Annotated in this window: 10 protein-coding genes; 8 read left to right on the top strand and 2 right to left on the bottom strand. The window is 64.5% G+C overall.

The window, feature by feature from the left end; translation table 11 throughout:
* Positions 1-3: 3 nt before the first annotated feature.
* Positions 4-2,649: a pyruvate dehydrogenase (acetyl-transferring), homodimeric type gene (gene aceE, locus ACIPZH_RS17415; RefSeq protein ID WP_400628701.1), complete on the bottom strand. Its 2,646-nt coding sequence runs from the start codon at positions 2,647-2,649 to the stop codon at positions 4-6.
* Between the two features lie 383 nt (positions 2,650-3,032).
* Between aceE and glnE the strand changes: the two genes are divergently transcribed.
* The 8 genes from glnE (at position 3,033) to ACIPZH_RS17375 (ending at position 13,126) form a co-directional block, all read left to right on the top strand.
* Positions 3,033-5,966, top strand: a complete 2,934-nt coding sequence (gene glnE, locus ACIPZH_RS17410; RefSeq protein WP_400637048.1) for a bifunctional [glutamate--ammonia ligase]-adenylyl-L-tyrosine phosphorylase/[glutamate--ammonia-ligase] adenylyltransferase — start codon at positions 3,033-3,035, stop codon at positions 5,964-5,966.
* Between the two features lie 199 nt (positions 5,967-6,165).
* Positions 6,166-7,215, top strand: a complete 1,050-nt coding sequence (waaF, locus tag ACIPZH_RS17405; protein ID WP_400628705.1) for a lipopolysaccharide heptosyltransferase II — start codon at positions 6,166-6,168, stop codon at positions 7,213-7,215.
* On the top strand, positions 7,216-8,274 hold the full coding sequence (waaC, locus tag ACIPZH_RS17400; protein ID WP_400637046.1) for a lipopolysaccharide heptosyltransferase I: 1,059 nt from the start codon (positions 7,216-7,218) through the stop codon (positions 8,272-8,274).
* On the top strand, positions 8,274-9,398 hold the full coding sequence (locus ACIPZH_RS17395) for a glycosyltransferase family 4 protein (RefSeq protein WP_400637044.1): 1,125 nt from the start codon (positions 8,274-8,276) through the stop codon (positions 9,396-9,398). The genes waaC and ACIPZH_RS17395 overlap by 1 nt, the downstream gene beginning before the upstream one ends.
* Positions 9,395-10,201 carry a lipopolysaccharide core heptose(I) kinase RfaP gene (gene rfaP / locus ACIPZH_RS17390; RefSeq protein WP_400637043.1) on the top strand — a complete coding sequence of 269 codons (807 nt, stop codon included), beginning with the start codon at positions 9,395-9,397 and terminating at the stop codon, positions 10,199-10,201. The genes ACIPZH_RS17395 and rfaP overlap by 4 nt, the downstream gene beginning before the upstream one ends.
* The gene (locus ACIPZH_RS17385) at positions 10,201-10,935 is read left to right on the top strand and encodes a lipopolysaccharide kinase InaA family protein (protein ID WP_400637041.1); all 735 of its coding nucleotides are present in this window, start codon (positions 10,201-10,203) and stop codon (positions 10,933-10,935) included. Before rfaP ends, ACIPZH_RS17385 begins: the two co-directional genes overlap by 1 nt.
* On the top strand, positions 10,932-11,684 hold the full coding sequence (locus ACIPZH_RS17380) for a lipopolysaccharide kinase InaA family protein (protein ID WP_400637039.1): 753 nt from the start codon (positions 10,932-10,934) through the stop codon (positions 11,682-11,684). The genes ACIPZH_RS17385 and ACIPZH_RS17380 overlap by 4 nt, the downstream gene beginning before the upstream one ends.
* Entirely contained in the window at positions 11,684-13,126 is a 1,443-nt protein-coding gene (locus ACIPZH_RS17375) for a lipopolysaccharide kinase InaA family protein (protein ID WP_400637037.1), read from the top strand. The genes ACIPZH_RS17380 and ACIPZH_RS17375 overlap by 1 nt, the downstream gene beginning before the upstream one ends.
* Here the strand turns inward: ACIPZH_RS17375 and ACIPZH_RS17370 are convergent.
* Complete coding sequence (locus tag ACIPZH_RS17370) at positions 13,087-15,888, bottom strand: dermonecrotic toxin domain-containing protein (protein ID WP_400637035.1); 2,802 nt, start codon at positions 15,886-15,888, stop codon at positions 13,087-13,089. The two genes, ACIPZH_RS17375 and ACIPZH_RS17370, sit on opposite strands and share 40 nt — an antisense overlap.
* Positions 15,889-15,890 lie beyond the last annotated feature (2 nt).

Here is a 15,890-nt window from a genome sequence, read left to right as displayed (position 1 = left end):
TCCTCAGCAGTCCAGTGGGTTGCGCTTGTCCGGATCGATGCCGAACTTGACGATGGCGTCGGCCACCACCTTCGGTTCGATCTCGCCACGGTCAGCCAAGGCTTCCAGGGCAGCCAGCACCACGAAGTGGCGGTCGACTTCGAAGAAGTGACGCAGCTTCTTGCGGCTGTCGCTGCGACCGTAGCCATCGGTACCCAGGACCTTGAACTCTTTGCTCGGTACCCACTGGCGAATCTGTTCGGCGAACAGCTTCATGTAGTCGGTGGACGCGATGACCGGGCCTTTGCGACCGGCCAGGCACTCTTCGACGTAAGTCTGCTGAGGCTTCTGGCCAGGCTTGAGGCGGTTGGCGCGTTCCACGGCCAGGCCGTCGCGACGCAGTTCGTTGAAGCTGGTGACGCTCCACACGTCGGCACCGACGTTGAACTCTTCACGCAGGATCTTCGCCGCCTCGCGGACTTCGCGCAGGATGGTGCCGGAGCCCATCAGCTGAACGTGGTGCGCGGCTTCGCGGGTATCTTCTTCCAGCAGGTACATGCCCTTGATGATGCCTTCCTCGACACCGGCCGGCATGGCTGGCTGCTGGTAGGATTCGTTCATCACGGTGATGTAGTAGAAGATGTCCTGTTGCTCTTCGGTCATCTTCTTCATGCCGTCCTGGATGATCACCGCCAGCTCGTAGCCGTAGGTCGGATCATAGGTGCGGCAGTTCGGGATAGTGCCCGCCATCATGTGGCTGTGACCGTCTTCGTGCTGCAGGCCTTCACCGTTGAGGGTGGTACGGCCGGCGGTGCCGCCGATCAGGAAGCCACGGGTGCGGCTGTCGCCAGCGGCCCAGGCCAGGTCGCCGATACGCTGGAAGCCGAACATCGAGTAGAAGATGTAGAACGGCAGCATCGGCTGGTTGTGGCAGCTGTACGAGGTACCGGCAGCGATGAACGACGACATGGCGCCGGCTTCGTTGATGCCTTCCTCGAGGATCTGGCCCTTCTTGTCTTCGCGGTAGAACATCACCTGGTCTTTATCGACTGGCTCGTAGAGCTGGCCGACCGACGAGTAGATGCCCAACTGGCGGAACATGCCTTCCATACCGAAGGTACGGGCTTCGTCCGGGATGATCGGCACGATGCGCTGGCCGATGTCCTTGTCCTTGACCAGCTGCGCGAGGATACGCACGAAGGCCATGGTGGTGGAGATTTCGCGGTCGCCCGAGCCGTCCAGGATCGCTTTCAGCGTTTCCAGAGGCGGGGTCGGCACGCTGAAGCTCTTGGCACGGCGCTGCGGTACGAAGCCACCCAGGGCTGCGCGGCGCTCGGCCAGGTACTTGGCTTCGGCCGAACCTTCTTCGGGCTTGTAGAACGGCAGGTTCTCAAGGTCGGCATCCTTGACCGGGATGTCGAAGCGGTCACGGAAGTGGCGCAGGCTGTCGACGTCGACCTTCTTGGTGTTGTGCGCGGTGTTCTTGGCTTCGCCAGCACCGGTGCCGTAACCCTTGATGGTCTTGGCCAGGATGACGGTCGGCTGCTCTTTGTGGTTGACCGCCTGGTGGTAGGCCGCATAGACCTTGTACGGGTCGTGACCGCCACGGTTGAGCTTCCAGATCTCTTCGTCGGACAGGTCTTCGACCATGGCCTTGAGCTCTGGGGTGTTGAAGAAGTTCTCACGAACGTACGCGCCGTCTTTGGCTTTGTAGTTCTGGTACTCGCCGTCGATGACTTCGTCCATGCGGCGCTGCAGGGCACCGTTGGTGTCCTTGGCCAGCAGTGGGTCCCAGAAGCGGCCCCAGACGACTTTGTTGACGTTCCAGCCGCCGCCACGGAACACGCCTTCGAGTTCCTGGATGATCTTGCCGTTGCCGCGAACCGGGCCGTCGAGGCGCTGCAGGTTGCAGTTGATGACGAAGATCAGGTTGTCCAGCTTCTCGCGGCCGGCCAGGGCGATGGCACCGAGGGATTCCGGCTCGTCGCACTCGCCGTCGCCCATGAAGCACCAGACCTTCTGCTTGCCGGCCGGGATGAAACCACGGGCTTCCAGGTACTTCATGAAGCGCGCCTGGTAGATCGCCTGAATCGGGCCCAAGCCCATCGAAACGGTCGGGAACTGCCAGAAATCAGGCATCAGCCATGGGTGCGGGTACGAAGACAGGCCTTTGCCGTCCACTTCCTGACGGAAGTTGTTCATCTGCTCTTCGTTGATGCGGCCTTCCATGAAGGCACGGGCGTAAACGCCTGGCGAAGCGTGGCCCTGGAAGAAGATCAGGTCGCCGCCGTGTTCTTCGGTCGGGGCCTGGAAGAAGTAGTTGAAGCCGATGTCATACAGGGTGGCACTGGAGGCGAAGCTGGAGATGTGGCCGCCCAGGTCCGAATCCTTCAGGTTGGTGCGCATCACCATGGCCAGCGCGTTCCAACGCACCATCGAGCGAATGCGGCGTTCCATGAACAGGTCGCCAGGCATGCGTGCTTCGTGGGTGACAGGGATGGTGTTGCGGTATGGCGTGGTGATCGCGTACGGCAGCTGAGAGCCACTGCGGGTGGCCAGCTCGCCCATGCGGGTCATCAGGTAATGAGCGCGGTCTTCGCCTTCTTTGTCGAGGACCGACTCCAGGGCATCCAGCCATTCCTGGGTTTCGATTGGATCGAGGTCTTGCATGGCTTGCTCCAGGGCGGAAAGGCCACCAGAATCGGGGGCCTGAGTTTGCGACTGGCCTTATGGGCAGACGTCGTGAATTCTTGGATTACCGGAGTGTGACCCGGCGGCGTGTAGTTTTACTACATTTGCTTTCGCATTTCATGCTTTTGCACGGGTGGGGTAGTAGTAAAACTACACAAATGCGACGTTTGGTCGCACCGTGGCTTGTGAGGAAAAACGTTCATGTTGGTTGGCGTTGTGCTACGAGCGGGTGATTCTTGATGTTTCTTGCCAATGATTCGTTTTTTTCAGCTATTTCCAACTTTTGTACGACAGTCCAACCGTGGTCCGGTTTCCTCGTGGCCGCTTTTTCCTCTCTCTTTCTCGCCGATCAAGGATAGACCATGCGCCTGCCTTTGCCGCTCGAACTGCCTGCCTCCCTGCAACCGCTGGTCGCCCGTAATCGGCAGTTTCTGCTCGATGCCCTGAGCAGCCACCCGGCGCTCGACCCGAACGCCTGGAGCCCGGCTCACCGGCAACAGTTCGACCAGGTGGCCGCCGCCAGTGACTTCGTGCTCGGCCTGGCCCAGCGTGAGCCGGCGATGCTGTTTGCCCTGCTGGCCAGCGGCGAGATGGACCGCCGTTATGCGCCGGGCGAGCTGCGTGGGCACATTGCGGCAGCCGCCCAGGCGGCGTCGAGTGAAGACGAGCTGGCACGCAACCTGCGCCGCGAGCGCAACCGCCAGCAGCTGCGCATCATCTGGCGCGATATCAGCCGCCAGGCCGAACTGGGCGAGACCTGCCGTGACCTGTCCGACCTGGCTGACGCGGCCATCGACGAAGCGTATCAATGGCTGCATCCGCGCCACTGCCAGCAGTTCGGTACGCCGATCGGCAACCGCAGCGGCGAACCGCAGCATATGGTGGTGCTGGGCATGGGTAAGCTGGGGGCGGTCGAGCTCAACCTGTCGTCGGATATCGACCTGATCTTCGCCTTCCCCGAGGGCGGTGAGACCGAAGGGGTCAAGCGCTCGCTGGACAATCAGGAGTTTTTCACCCGTCTGGGCCAGCGCCTGATCAAGGCGCTCGACCCGGTCACCGTCGATGGCTTCGTGTTCCGCGTCGACATGCGCCTGCGCCCCTACGGCTCGGCCGGTGCGCTGGTGCTCAGTTTCAATGCCCTGGAGCAGTACTACCAGGATCAGGGCCGCGACTGGGAACGCTACGCGATGATCAAGGCGCGGGTGGTGGCTGGCGACCAGGCGGCAGGCGCGCAATTGCAGGAGATGCTGCGCCCGTTCGTGTACCGGCGTTACCTGGACTTTTCGGCGATCGAAGCGCTGCGCACCATGAAACAGCTGATCCAGCAGGAGGTACGGCGCAAGGGCATGGCCGAGAACATCAAGCTCGGTGCCGGTGGCATCCGTGAAGTGGAGTTCATCGCCCAGGCCTTCCAGCTGATCCATGGCGGGCGTGACCTGAGCCTGCAGCAGCGGCCATTGCTGAAAGTGCTGGCGACCCTGGAAGGCCAAGGCTATCTGCCGCCGGCTGTGGTGGCGGAGCTGCGCGAAGGCTATGAGTTCCTGCGCTATACCGAGCACGCCATCCAGGCCATTGCCGATCGCCAGACGCAGATGCTGCCCGATGATGAGACTGACCGTGAGCGCGTGGCCTATGTGCTTGGCTTTAGCGGCTGGCAGAGTTTCCACGACCAGCTGATGCACTGGCGCGGCCGTGTCGACTGGCACTTCCGCCAGGTCATCGCCGACCCGGACGAAGAAGACGGCGAGGGTGACCTGGTGGTTGGCGGCGAGTGGTCGCCCTTGTGGGAGCAGGCTCAGGATGAGGAGGCCGCCGGCCGTCAGCTGGAAGAAGCCGGGTTCCAGCAGCCCGCCGAAGCGTTGCGCAGGCTGGCGGGGCTGCGTGCCAGCCCACAGTTGCGGTCGATGCAGCGCATCGGCCGTGAACGCCTGGATGCCTTCATCCCGCGCCTGCTGGCCCAGGCGGTCGAGCATGACAACCCTGACCTGGTGCTGGAACGGGTGTTGCCGCTGGTCGAAGCTGTGGCGCGGCGTTCGGCCTACCTGGTGCTGCTGACTGAAAACCCGGGGGCCTTGCGCCGCCTGCTGACCCTGTGTGCTGCCAGCCCGTGGATCGCCGAACAGATTGCCCGTTACCCATTGCTGCTCGACGAGTTGCTCAATGAAGGCCGCCTGTTCAGCCCGCCGCTGGCGCCGGAGCTGGCCGCCGAGCTGCGGGAGCGGCTGACGCGCATCCCCGAGGACGATCTTGAGCAACAGATGGAGGCCTTGCGCCACTTCAAGCTGGCCCACAGCCTGCGCGTGGCCGCTTCCGAAATCAGTGGCAACCTGCCATTGATGAAAGTCAGCGACTACCTGACCTGGCTGGCCGAGGCCATTCTTGACCAGGTGCTGGCCCTGGCCTGGCGCCAGACCGTGGCGCGTCACGGCCAGCCCAAGCGCACCGATGGCAGCCTGTGCGACCCGGGCTTCATCATCCTTGGCTACGGCAAGGTAGGCGGCCTGGAGCTGGGCCATGGCTCGGACCTGGACCTGGTGTTCATCCACGACGGTGACCCGCAGGCGGAAACCGATGGCGCCAAGCCGATCGACAGCGCGCAGTTCTTCACGCGGCTGGGCCAGCGCATCATCCATTTGCTGACCACGCAAACCAATTCCGGCCAGCTGTATGACGTCGACATGCGCCTGCGGCCCTCGGGCGCCGCGGGGCTTTTGGTCAGCTCGCTGGGCGCGTTCGAGCGCTACCAGCAGAACGAAGCCTGGACCTGGGAACATCAGGCCCTGGTGCGCGCCCGCGTGCTGGTGGGCTGCAAGCAGGTGGCGGCAGCGTTCGAGGGGGTGCGTGCCAAGGTTCTGGGCCAGGCCCGTGACCTGGACAAGCTGCGCAGCGAAGTCAGCGAGATGCGCGCCAAGATGCGCGACAACCTCGGCACCAAGGCTACCGCCGCAGGCACCGCGGGCAATGCCTTCGATACGGGGATGGCGTTCGATATCAAGCAGGATGCCGGCGGTATCGTCGATATCGAATTTATGGTGCAATACGCGGCTTTGGCCTGGTCCCACGACCATCCGGCCATACTGCGCTGGACCGATAACATTCGCATTCTGGAAGAGCTGGAGCAGGCAGGCTTGATGCCGGCCAGCGATGCGGTTTTGTTGCGTGAAGTGTACAAGGCGTTTCGCTCAGCCTCGCACCGCCAGGCCCTGCAGAAGCAGGCCGGGGTGATCGATGCGGCACAGTTTATCGATGAACGCCGCGACGTTCGAAGGATTTGGGCGCAGCTCGGTTTGACTTGAGGGCCAATCGCCGGCAAGCCGGCCTCCAGAGGGCGCTGCAGTACCTGAGGCCTGTATGCCCCCTGAGGGGCCGGCTTGGTGGCGATTGGGGCGCGAAGCGGCCCGGGTGGTACACTGTCCGCCACATAGCCTGAATATAAAGAGGGGAGGCCAGGCTGTACCGCAGCCTGTAGCCTCCCCGAGCGTTTCTGGACTAAGCATGAGAATACTGATCATTGGCCCCAGCTGGGTTGGCGACATGGTGATGGCGCAAACCCTGTTCCAGTGCCTGAAACAGCAGCACCCCGACTGCGTGATCGACGTGCTGGCGCCCGAGTGGAGCCGGCCGATCCTTGAGCGCATGCCCCAAGTGCGTCAGGCCTTGAGCTTCCCGCTCGGCCATGGCGCGCTGGAACTGGCTACGCGCCGGCGCATCGGCAAGTCCCTGGCCGGGCAGTACGACCAGGCGATCCTGCTGCCCAACTCGCTGAAGTCGGCGCTGGTGCCGTTCTTTGCCGGCATCCCCAAGCGCACCGGCTGGCGCGGCGAAATGCGCTTCGGCCTGCTCAACGACGTGCGTAAACTGGACAAGGCCCGTTACCCGTTGATGATCGAGCGCTTCATGGCACTGGCCTACGCGCCGGGTGCCGAGTTGCCGCAGCCTTATCCACGGCCGAGCCTGCAGATCGAAGCGCCGAGCCGTGACGCCGCGCTGGCCAAGTTCGGCCTGGAGCTGGACCGCCCGGTGCTTGCGTTGTGCCCAGGCGCCGAGTTCGGGGAAGCCAAGCGCTGGCCGGCAGAGCACTACGCCAACGTTGCCGACGCCATGATTCGCCAAGGCTGGCAGGTCTGGCTGTTCGGCTCGAAGAACGATCACCCGGTCGGCGAACAGATCCGCGACCGGCTGATCCCGGGTTTGCGTGAAGAGTCCTGCAACCTGGCAGGCGAAACCTCGTTGGCCGAGGCGATCGACCTCATGTCCTGCGCCAACGCGGTGGTGTCCAACGACTCCGGGTTGATGCACGTTGCTGCGGCGTTGAACCGCCCTTTGGTTGCCGTCTATGGCTCGACCTCGCCGGGCTTCACCCCGCCGTTGGCCGAGCAGGTGGAGGTCGTGCGCACGGGCATCGAGTGCAGCCCATGCTTCGACCGCACCTGCCGCTTCGGCCACTACAACTGCCTGCGTCTGCTGGAGCCGGGCAAAGTCATTGCCGCCCTGCACAGCCTGGGTGGGCCGAACCTGATCGATACCGTGGCCGAGGTCGAGTAAGTGCGGGTACTGATCATCAAGACCTCGTCGCTGGGTGATGTGATTCACACCCTGCCGGCGCTCACCGATGCCGCCCATGCGATCCCGGGCATCCGTTTCGACTGGGTGGTAGAAGAAGGCTTCGCCGAGATCCCCAGCTGGCACCCGGCGGTCGACCAGGTGATACCGGTGGCCATTCGGCGCTGGCGCAAGAATGTCTGGCAGACCATCAAGAGCGGCGAGTGGAAGGCGTTCAAGCAGCGCGTGCGCGAGCGCAAGTACGACCTGGTGATCGATGCCCAGGGGCTGGTCAAGTCGGCTTGGCTGACCCGCTACGTCAAGGCGCCGGTGGCTGGCCTGGACCGTTACTCGGCGCGCGAGGGCTGGGCCAGCCGCTTCTATGACCGGCGCCTTTCGGTCGCCGTCGGCCAGCATGCGGTAGAGCGCGTGCGCCAGCTGTTCGCCATGGCGCTGGCCTATGACCTGCCCGAAGGTATTGGCAACTACGGCCTGGACCTGGACCGCCTGCAACTGCCGCCGGCAGCGCCGTACGTGGTGTTTCTGCACGGCACCACCTGGGCGACCAAGCACTGGCCCGAGGCCTACTGGCGCGAGCTGGCTGAACGCTTGGGCCGCAGCAGGCTGCAGGTATGCCTGCCGTGGGGCAACCAGGCCGAGAAAGACCGCGCCGAGCGTATTGCCCAGGGCTTGAACAACTGCCAGGTGCTCCCCAGATTGAACCTTGCCGGTGTTGCCCGCGTGCTGGCGGCGGCAAAGGCCTGTGTTGCGGTGGACACTGGGCTGGGCCACCTGGCGGCGGCGCTGGATGTGCCTACCATTTCGCTGTTCGGCCCGACCAACCCGGGCCTGACCGGCGCCTATGGCCGCGTACAGGTCCATCAGGCCAGCGATTTCCCCTGCGCACCGTGCCTGCAGAAAAAGTGCACCTACAAACCGAGCGCCGACGACCTGCGCCGGTTCGATCTCAAACGCGAGTGGCCACTGTGCTTCACTCGCCTGAATCCCGAGCATGTGGCGAGCCGCTTGAGCGCGTTGCTGCTGGCTGAGGATGTCCGTTGATGCAACTGGCTTTCGTGCTTTACAAATATTTCCCCTTCGGCGGGCTGCAGCGCGACTTCATGCGCATTGCCCTGGAATGCCAGAAGCGGGGCCACCAGATCCGTGTCTACACGCTGATCTGGGAAGGCGACGTGCCGCCCGGTTTCGAGGTGCTGGTGGCGCCGGTCAAGGCGCTGTTCAATCACCGTCGCAATGAAAAACTCAGTGCCTGGATGCAGGCCGATCTGGCCAAGCGCCCGGTAGACCGGTTGATCGGCTTCAACAAGATGCCGGGCCTGGACGTGTATTACGCGGCCGACGGCTGTTTCGAGGACAAGGCCCAGACCTTGCGTGGCGGCCTGTACCGCCGCTGGGGCCGCTACCGGCACTTTGCCGAGTACGAGCGGGCCGTGTTCGCCAAGGAGGCGCGCACTGAAGTGCTGATGATTTCAGAGGTGCAGCAACCGCTGTTCATCAAGCACTACGGCACCCCTGTCGAGCGCTTCCACCTGCTGCCGCCCGGCATTTCCCAGGACCGCCGTGCGCCGGCCAATGCCGCCGAGATCCGCGCGGCGTTTCGCAAGGAGTTCAACCTGGGCGATGACGACCTGCTGCTGGTACAGATCGGCTCCGGCTTCAAAACCAAGGGCGTCGACCGTAGCCTCAAAGCCCTGGCCGCTCTGCCGGCGTCTTTGCGCAAGCGCACCCGGCTGATGGTCATAGGCCAGGACGACCCCAAGGTGTTCCAGCTGCAGAGCGCAGCATTGGGCCTGGGCGAGCAGGTGCAGTTTCTCAAGGGGCGCAGTGACATTCCACGCTTCCTGTTGGGTGCGGACCTGTTGATTCACCCGGCCTACAACGAGAACACCGGCACGGTGCTGCTCGAAGCGCTGGTGGCGGGCTTGCCGGTGCTGGTTTCCAAGGTCTGCGGTTATGCCCATTACATTGCCGAGGCCGACAGCGGCCTGGTGCTGGACGAGCCGTTCGAGCAGGAACAGCTCAATGGCTACCTGCAGCGCATGCTCGAAGCGCCAGCGGCGCGTGCGCAGTGGTCGCGCAATGGGCTGGCCTTTGCCGATACCGCCGACCTGTACAGCATGCCGCAGCACGCCGCCGACGTGATTCTGGGGCAGGAGAGCGCATGAAGCTGATACTGGCCGAACCTTTCAAGCGCCTGTGGGCGGGGCGTGATGCCTTCGATGCCGTGGAAGCCCTGCAAGGCGAGGTGTACCGCGAGCTGGAAGGTCGCCGCACGCTGCGCACCGAGGTCGATGGCGAAGGTTTCTTCGTCAAGATCCACCGGGGCATTGGCTGGGGCGAAATCTTCAAGAACCTGCTCACCGCCAAGCTTCCGGTGCTGGGTGCCGGCCAGGAATGGCGGGCCATCGAGCGCCTGCATGAAGTCGGCGTGCCGACCATGACTGCAGTGGCCTACGGCGAGCGTGGCAGCAACCCGGCCACGCAGCATTCGTTCATCGTCACTCAAGAGCTGGCGCCGACCATCAGCCTGGAAGACTTCAGCATCGACTGGGTCAGGCAGCCGCCTGAGCCGGCGCTCAAGCACGCGCTGATCGCCGAAGTGGCGAAGATGACCGGCGGCATGCACCGCGCCGGGGTCAACCACCGCGACTGCTACATCTGCCACTTCCTGCTGCACACCGATTGCCCGGTGACGGCGCAAGACTTCAAGCTGTCGGTCATCGACCTGCACCGCGCCCAGACCCGGGCGAAAATCAGCCGCCGCTGGCGGGACAAGGACCTGGCCGCGCTGTACTTTTCGGCGCTGGACATTGGCCTGACCCGGCGCGACAAGCTGCGTTTCCTGCGTGGTTACTTCCAGCGCCCGCTGCGTCAGGTCCTCAGCGAGGAAGCCGCGCTGCTGGCCTGGCTGGATCGCAAGGCGCAGAAACTCTACGATCGCAAACAACGCTATGGGGATGCACTCTGATGGCGGGTTGGACACTGGCGCCGGGCTATGAACACCTGGCGGCGGACTTCGGCACTCTTGATGCGGTGTTTGCCCTGCAGGGTGAACGCCTGACCCGTGACCCGCTCAGCGAGGTGGTCCGCGTCGAGCGTGACGGGGTCAACTATTACGTCAAGCGCTACACCGGCGCCGGCAAACACATGCGCCGTTACCTCGGCCGGCCGCGTATCAAGGCCGAATGGCAGAACCTCAAGCAGTTCGCCAAATGGGACATCCCCACCGCCGAAGTTGTGGCCTGGGGCCTGGAGCGCAATGGCCTGGCGTTTGGCCGTGGCGCGATGATCACTCGCGAGCTGCCCCGCACCGAAGACCTGTCGGCGCTGGCTGAGCGCAATGATCCGCGCCTGGCCGATCGCGCCTGGGTCGACCACATCAGCCAACAGCTGGCGCGCCATACCCGGGTCATGCATGAACATCGTTTCGCCCACAACGACCTCAAGTGGCGCAACCTGCTGGTCGATGACCAGGGCACGCTGTTCTTCATCGATTGCCCGACCGGCGACTTCTGGCGCGGGTTCATGTGGCGCCACCGGCTGATCAAGGACCTGGCATGCCTGGACAAGGTCGCCAAATACCACCTGACGGCGACCCAGCGCCTGCGCTTCTATTTGCAGTACCGCGGGCGTCAGCGCCTGAATGCACGCGACAAGCGCCGGGTCCGTCAGGTACTGAGCTTCTTCGAGGGAAGGGAATGACCGACTACCTGGCCAGCGCGGACCTCGCGCTGCTCAAACGCCATGGCCTGAATGACTTCGAAGCGCTGTGGGCGCTGCAGCTCGATGCCGTGGACGAACCCAACACCGGCCGAGGCGGCTGGAGCAGTGTCTATCGCCTGGAGCTCGAGGGTAAAGGGTATTACCTCAAGCGCCAGAGCGACTACCTGACCCGCACTTTGCACCGCCCGTTCGGCGAGCCGACGTTCGCCCGTGAGTTCCGCAACATCAGCCGTTACCAGAAGCTGCATATCCCGGCCTTGCAGGCAGTGTTCTACGGTGAGCGCAAGCACGCGGGCCAGCACCGGGCGATTCTGCTCACCCGTGCCCTGGATGACTGGAGCGACCTGGAAAGCCTGCTGGGCCAATGGCCGCAGCTCGGTGACGCTGAGCGCAACGGTATCCTCCAGGCCTGTGGCCAGCTGGCGCGCACGCTGCACAGCGCCGGCCAGGTGCACGGCTGCTTCTACCCCAAGCACATCTTCCTGCGCCAGCGCCGCGAAGGCTGGGACGCGCAACTGATCGACCTGGAAAAGACCCGGCCACTGCTGTTCGGCATGCGCGACCGCCTGAAGGACCTGGAGCCGCTGCTGCGCCGCGCCCCGGCCTGGAGCGAAGCGCAGGTGCGCACGCTGCTGGCTGCCTACCTTGGCCTGCCGGCCGACAGCGCGCTGGTCGGCACCTGGTTGCAGCGGCTGACACAACGCCGTCGTGAAAAAGAGGCCCGCTGATGCGTTTGTCTGAATTGAAAGATGCCGGGCGCAGCCCTTCACTGCCGCTCTCGATCAGCCTGGCCGACGCCGCAGGCAACGCCGAACTTCAGCTGCTCAGCCTGCTGCGGGTGTTGCCGGGCCAGCGCTATGTCGGTGCCGGGGTATGGCGCGGTACGCCGGTGTTGGCCAAGTTGCTGGTGGGTGGCAACGCCGCGCGCCATTTCCAGCGGGAGCTGGAGGGTGTGAAGCTGCTGGCCGCGCAGGGCCTGACCACGCCCAGGCTGCTTGCCGATGGGCTCAAGGACGGTGAGGGTGGCTGGCTGCTGTTCGAGTTCCTCGACGGCGCCCAAAGCCTGGCCGATGCCTGGGACAAAGTGGCAGGCTTGCCGGTGCTTGCCGACGAACAGCACCTGGTGCTTGGCGAAGCATTGACCGCCGTTGCCCAGATGCATGCCAAGGGCCTCTGGCAGGAAGATCTGCACCTGGACAACCTGCTGCGTCACGGCGGCAAGCTGTACCTCATCGATGGCGCTGGCATCAAGGCCGAAACACCCGGCCAACAGCTGTCGCGCCCGCGTGTGCTGGAAAACCTCGGGGTGTTCTTCGCGCAGTTGCCCAAGCGCCTGGAGCCCTTCATCGAAGAGCTGCTGGTGCACTACTTGCTGGCCAATGCCGAGCACGCCTTGCCCATGGAGGCGTTGCAGAAGCAGGTGGACAAGGTGCGCAACTGGCGGCTGAAGGACTACCTGGAGAAGGCCGGCCGCGAATGCACGCTGTTCAGCGTCGAGCGCAGCCTTTCGGGCTTACGCTCGATCCGTCGCAGCGAAGTCCAGGCCATGTTGCCGGTGCTGGAACAGGCCGATGCCTTGATCGACCAGGGCCACCTGTACAAGACAGGCGGCGCGGCCAGCGTGGCGCGTGTCGAAGTGGGTGGGCGCTCACTGGTGCTCAAGCGCTACAACATCAAGAACACCGCGCACTGGTTCAAGCGCTTCTGGCGCCCGAGCCGGGCCTGGCACTCCTGGATCGAAGGCCACCGCCTGGAGTTCCTGGGCATCGCCACGCCGCGCCCGTTGGCGGTGCTGGAGCAGCGCGTCATGGGCCTGCGCAGCCGGGCGTACCTGGTCACCGAACATGTCGATGGCCCGGACCTGACTGCGTGCTTCGCGCCCTATGTGGAAAACGGCGAGGCGCCTGAAGAGCAGGTCGATGCCTTGGTGGAGGTGATGCAGCAACTGATCCGCGAGCGTATCAGCCATGGCGACTTCAAAGGCCACAACCTGTTCTGGCACAACGGCCAATGGTCATTGATCGACCTCGACGCCATGTGCCAGCACGCCACCGCGCTCAGCTTCGCACCGGCCTACGCCCGTGACCGGGCACGGCTGTTGCGTAACTGGCCGAGCGGCAGTGCCCTGCATCAGCGCCTGGACCGGCTGTTGCCAAGGCTCGGCGAGTAGGCCTCCGGCAGCGCCAGCCAATCGCTGCTGCGCCCGGCCTGGCGTACTCGGATGCGCCACTGCTGGTCTTGCCAGCGCAGGATCGCCCATGGCACCACGCCGGCTTGCCGGGCGTGCGGGATCACCAGGTGGTAGCGCCCGGCGAGCAGGTGCGCACGCAAGGGCAGTTGCCCGGCAGGGGTTTGCAGGTAGAGCTGGTCGTCTGCCTGGTACAGCCCCACCTGCGTCCCCACCGCTTCACCCTCCAACGGCGGCTGCAGGCGGCAGCTGGCCAGCAGCTGCGGTAGATCGGGCAAGCCGTCGTACCACAGCACCGGGGAGTCGATCACCCAGTTGCCATTGGCCAGGCGCTTGACTGGCTGCAGCAGGTAAGCGTCCGGCTGCGTAGGGTCGATGACACGCCAACGACGCCCGTCGAACGAGACCTGGTAATAGCGGCCGTGGGCGTCCTGGATGAAGTATTGGGTCAGCCCTTCGAAGGCTGATGATTTTTCAAAGACGCCTTCACCGTGCACACCGTCAATGGTGAAGCGCAGGTGCTCGAGCGCAGGCGTGATGCTGTAGCGCGAGGGCAGTGGCAGCGGTGGTTGCGTCGGCAGGCCACGCATCATACGGCGCATCAGGCCGGCGCTGACCGCGCCGGTACCTGCATCGTTGGCATAGCTCAGGGCGTTGTAGGTATGGGTCAGCACACCGTTGATATCGTCCTCGCTGAAGGCTTCCAGGCCAGCCCAGGTTTCGATCACCATGCGTCCCATGGCCAGGGGAATCTGTACACGCGCAGGCAGTACCAGGCTGATCAGGTCGAGCAGGCGCCACACCAGCGCGGTGCCCTGCTGAAGGTCTGCCTCCCCGGTGGTGCGGCTCCGGGCATCGACCACCGCCAACCAGCCGCGCACCTCGGCCATGTAGTAGGCGAAGAACAGGTCATCCTCGATTGCCAGGATGCGCAGTGCCGGCCCGAGCCGGCCCTTGTTCAGCAGTTTTTCGATGCGTACAGGTGACAGCAGGGGCAGGCGGCTCGCGACGTAGGCGCGCAGGGCCGGTTGCTGGCGCAGCAGCCGCATCAGTTCGCGAGCATTGCTCAGCCGGCGCCAGGCGCGGCGGTCGGGTGCGTCCGGTGTGTACAGGACGAAGGCGCCTGTGCCAGAGCCTTCGGCGTTGATCAGCAGAACCCCTTGCAGGGTATGACCATGCATCGTCAACTGGCGCACGGTGATGCGGTGGTTGTCCACGGGCGGGCGCAGCGCGTTGTGTGGGTAGTCCAGTACCTGGCGTACCCAGCGATAGCCTTGTTCACCCTGGGCGTTGCCAAGGTGCCCGGCATAACGCGCCTTGGCCACTTCGGCACGCATGCGGGCCCGGTTGATCAGGGCATGGGCATTGAGCCTCCAGCCCCCGACCGGGGAATCGATCAATTGGGTTTTCAGGTAAGCATCATAGCTGCCGCCAACATTCAGGTTTCTGATCATCGCCTTGATGTAGGCCGGGTTCAGTGCCTCGGGTAACGGCTTGTCTTGGCGATGGGTCACCCGGGCGGTGAGCCAATAGTCGTAGTCGAACCAGTTCAGGTTGCACAAAGCCAACTCGTCCAGCGGGTAACTCTCCCTGGTCAGCTCGACCATCACCCCACCGACCTGCTCGAAGCCCCGCCAGGTGACGTAGATCGAAGGGTTGAAGGGGTTCAGCTGCGGGCCGGCCTGACGGCTGTGCACCACATGGACCATGATGTCGGCAGCTGCGTAGCGCAGGCCATGATCGTGGCGCAGGCGTTCCTCTACACGGGCGCGGGCCCAGCCCAGCAAGCTGTCCTGCTCGCGAAACTGCGCCAAGGTGAGGATGCCTGGTGCGGCGATGCGATTGCCGGCGGCGACCAGTTGTTGCATGGCCTGCATGATGTGCGAAAGCGCCTGGGGCCCTGCCGTGGTCAACCAGTTGGGCAGGTTTTTTTCCAGCAGCAGGCCGTAGCGCGTGTCGAGCAACGCCTGCTTGCCGACATCGGCGGTCAGTGACAGGGCCTCGCGCAGCGCCTCGGCCGTGGGTGCCAGTGCGCCCTGGGCGGTGGCCCAGGCGTGGTTGACACGCAGGCGCTGCGCTTCGATCAGGATGTCGATTTGGGCTTGCACCGGGTCATCGGCATACCATTCATAGCGCAGGCGGTCGGCCTTGGCGGCGTGCTCCATACGCTCGGCATCGACCAGCAGGCGCAGCAGTGGCGGGCCCTGTAGCGGGTCGTCGAGGCGTTCACACAGCTCAAGGTGCAGGTCGGCCAGCGAGGGATAGGCCTCGATGCCTTGGGTCGGGCCGCACAGCAACGCCGGCCCGCGGGGTTGCTCCGGGGAGAGCTCGGCGGCCTCGTCAGTACCGGTGATGACCACGAACATCCCTGGTAGCACGGCGCGGCTGTGAGGCTGGCTACGGCTGAGGACCAGGCGGTAGACCTGGGCACGTGTGGCCATCGCTTGGGGGCGGCGTTGCCAGGCGTAGGGCAGGTCCAGGCACAGGCTCAGGGCATCGGCCTGAGGGGTGGGCAAGGTTTGGTCGCCCAGGCGCAGGGTCAGCTCGGCATGCATCATGGCCCGGCGCAGATCGCACAGGCGCACCCTGCGCGAGCGGCCCTGGGTATCGCTGGCTGCCCAGTATTCCGCCAGCTCGCCCTGTAGCTGCTGACGGGTGAGCCGTGGCCGGTCGGGGCTCGGCATTTGCGCCAGGAGGGCGGTGATCTGATGGTCGAGGAATTCGATACGTTCCAGCGGTAGCATGT

This window comes from Pseudomonas sp. NPDC089758 (assembly GCF_044748705.1).
In the GTDB taxonomy this organism is placed as follows: Bacteria; Pseudomonadota; Gammaproteobacteria; order Pseudomonadales; family Pseudomonadaceae; genus Aquipseudomonas; species Aquipseudomonas putida_X.
This window is presented reverse-complemented; position numbering and strand designations above follow the sequence as displayed.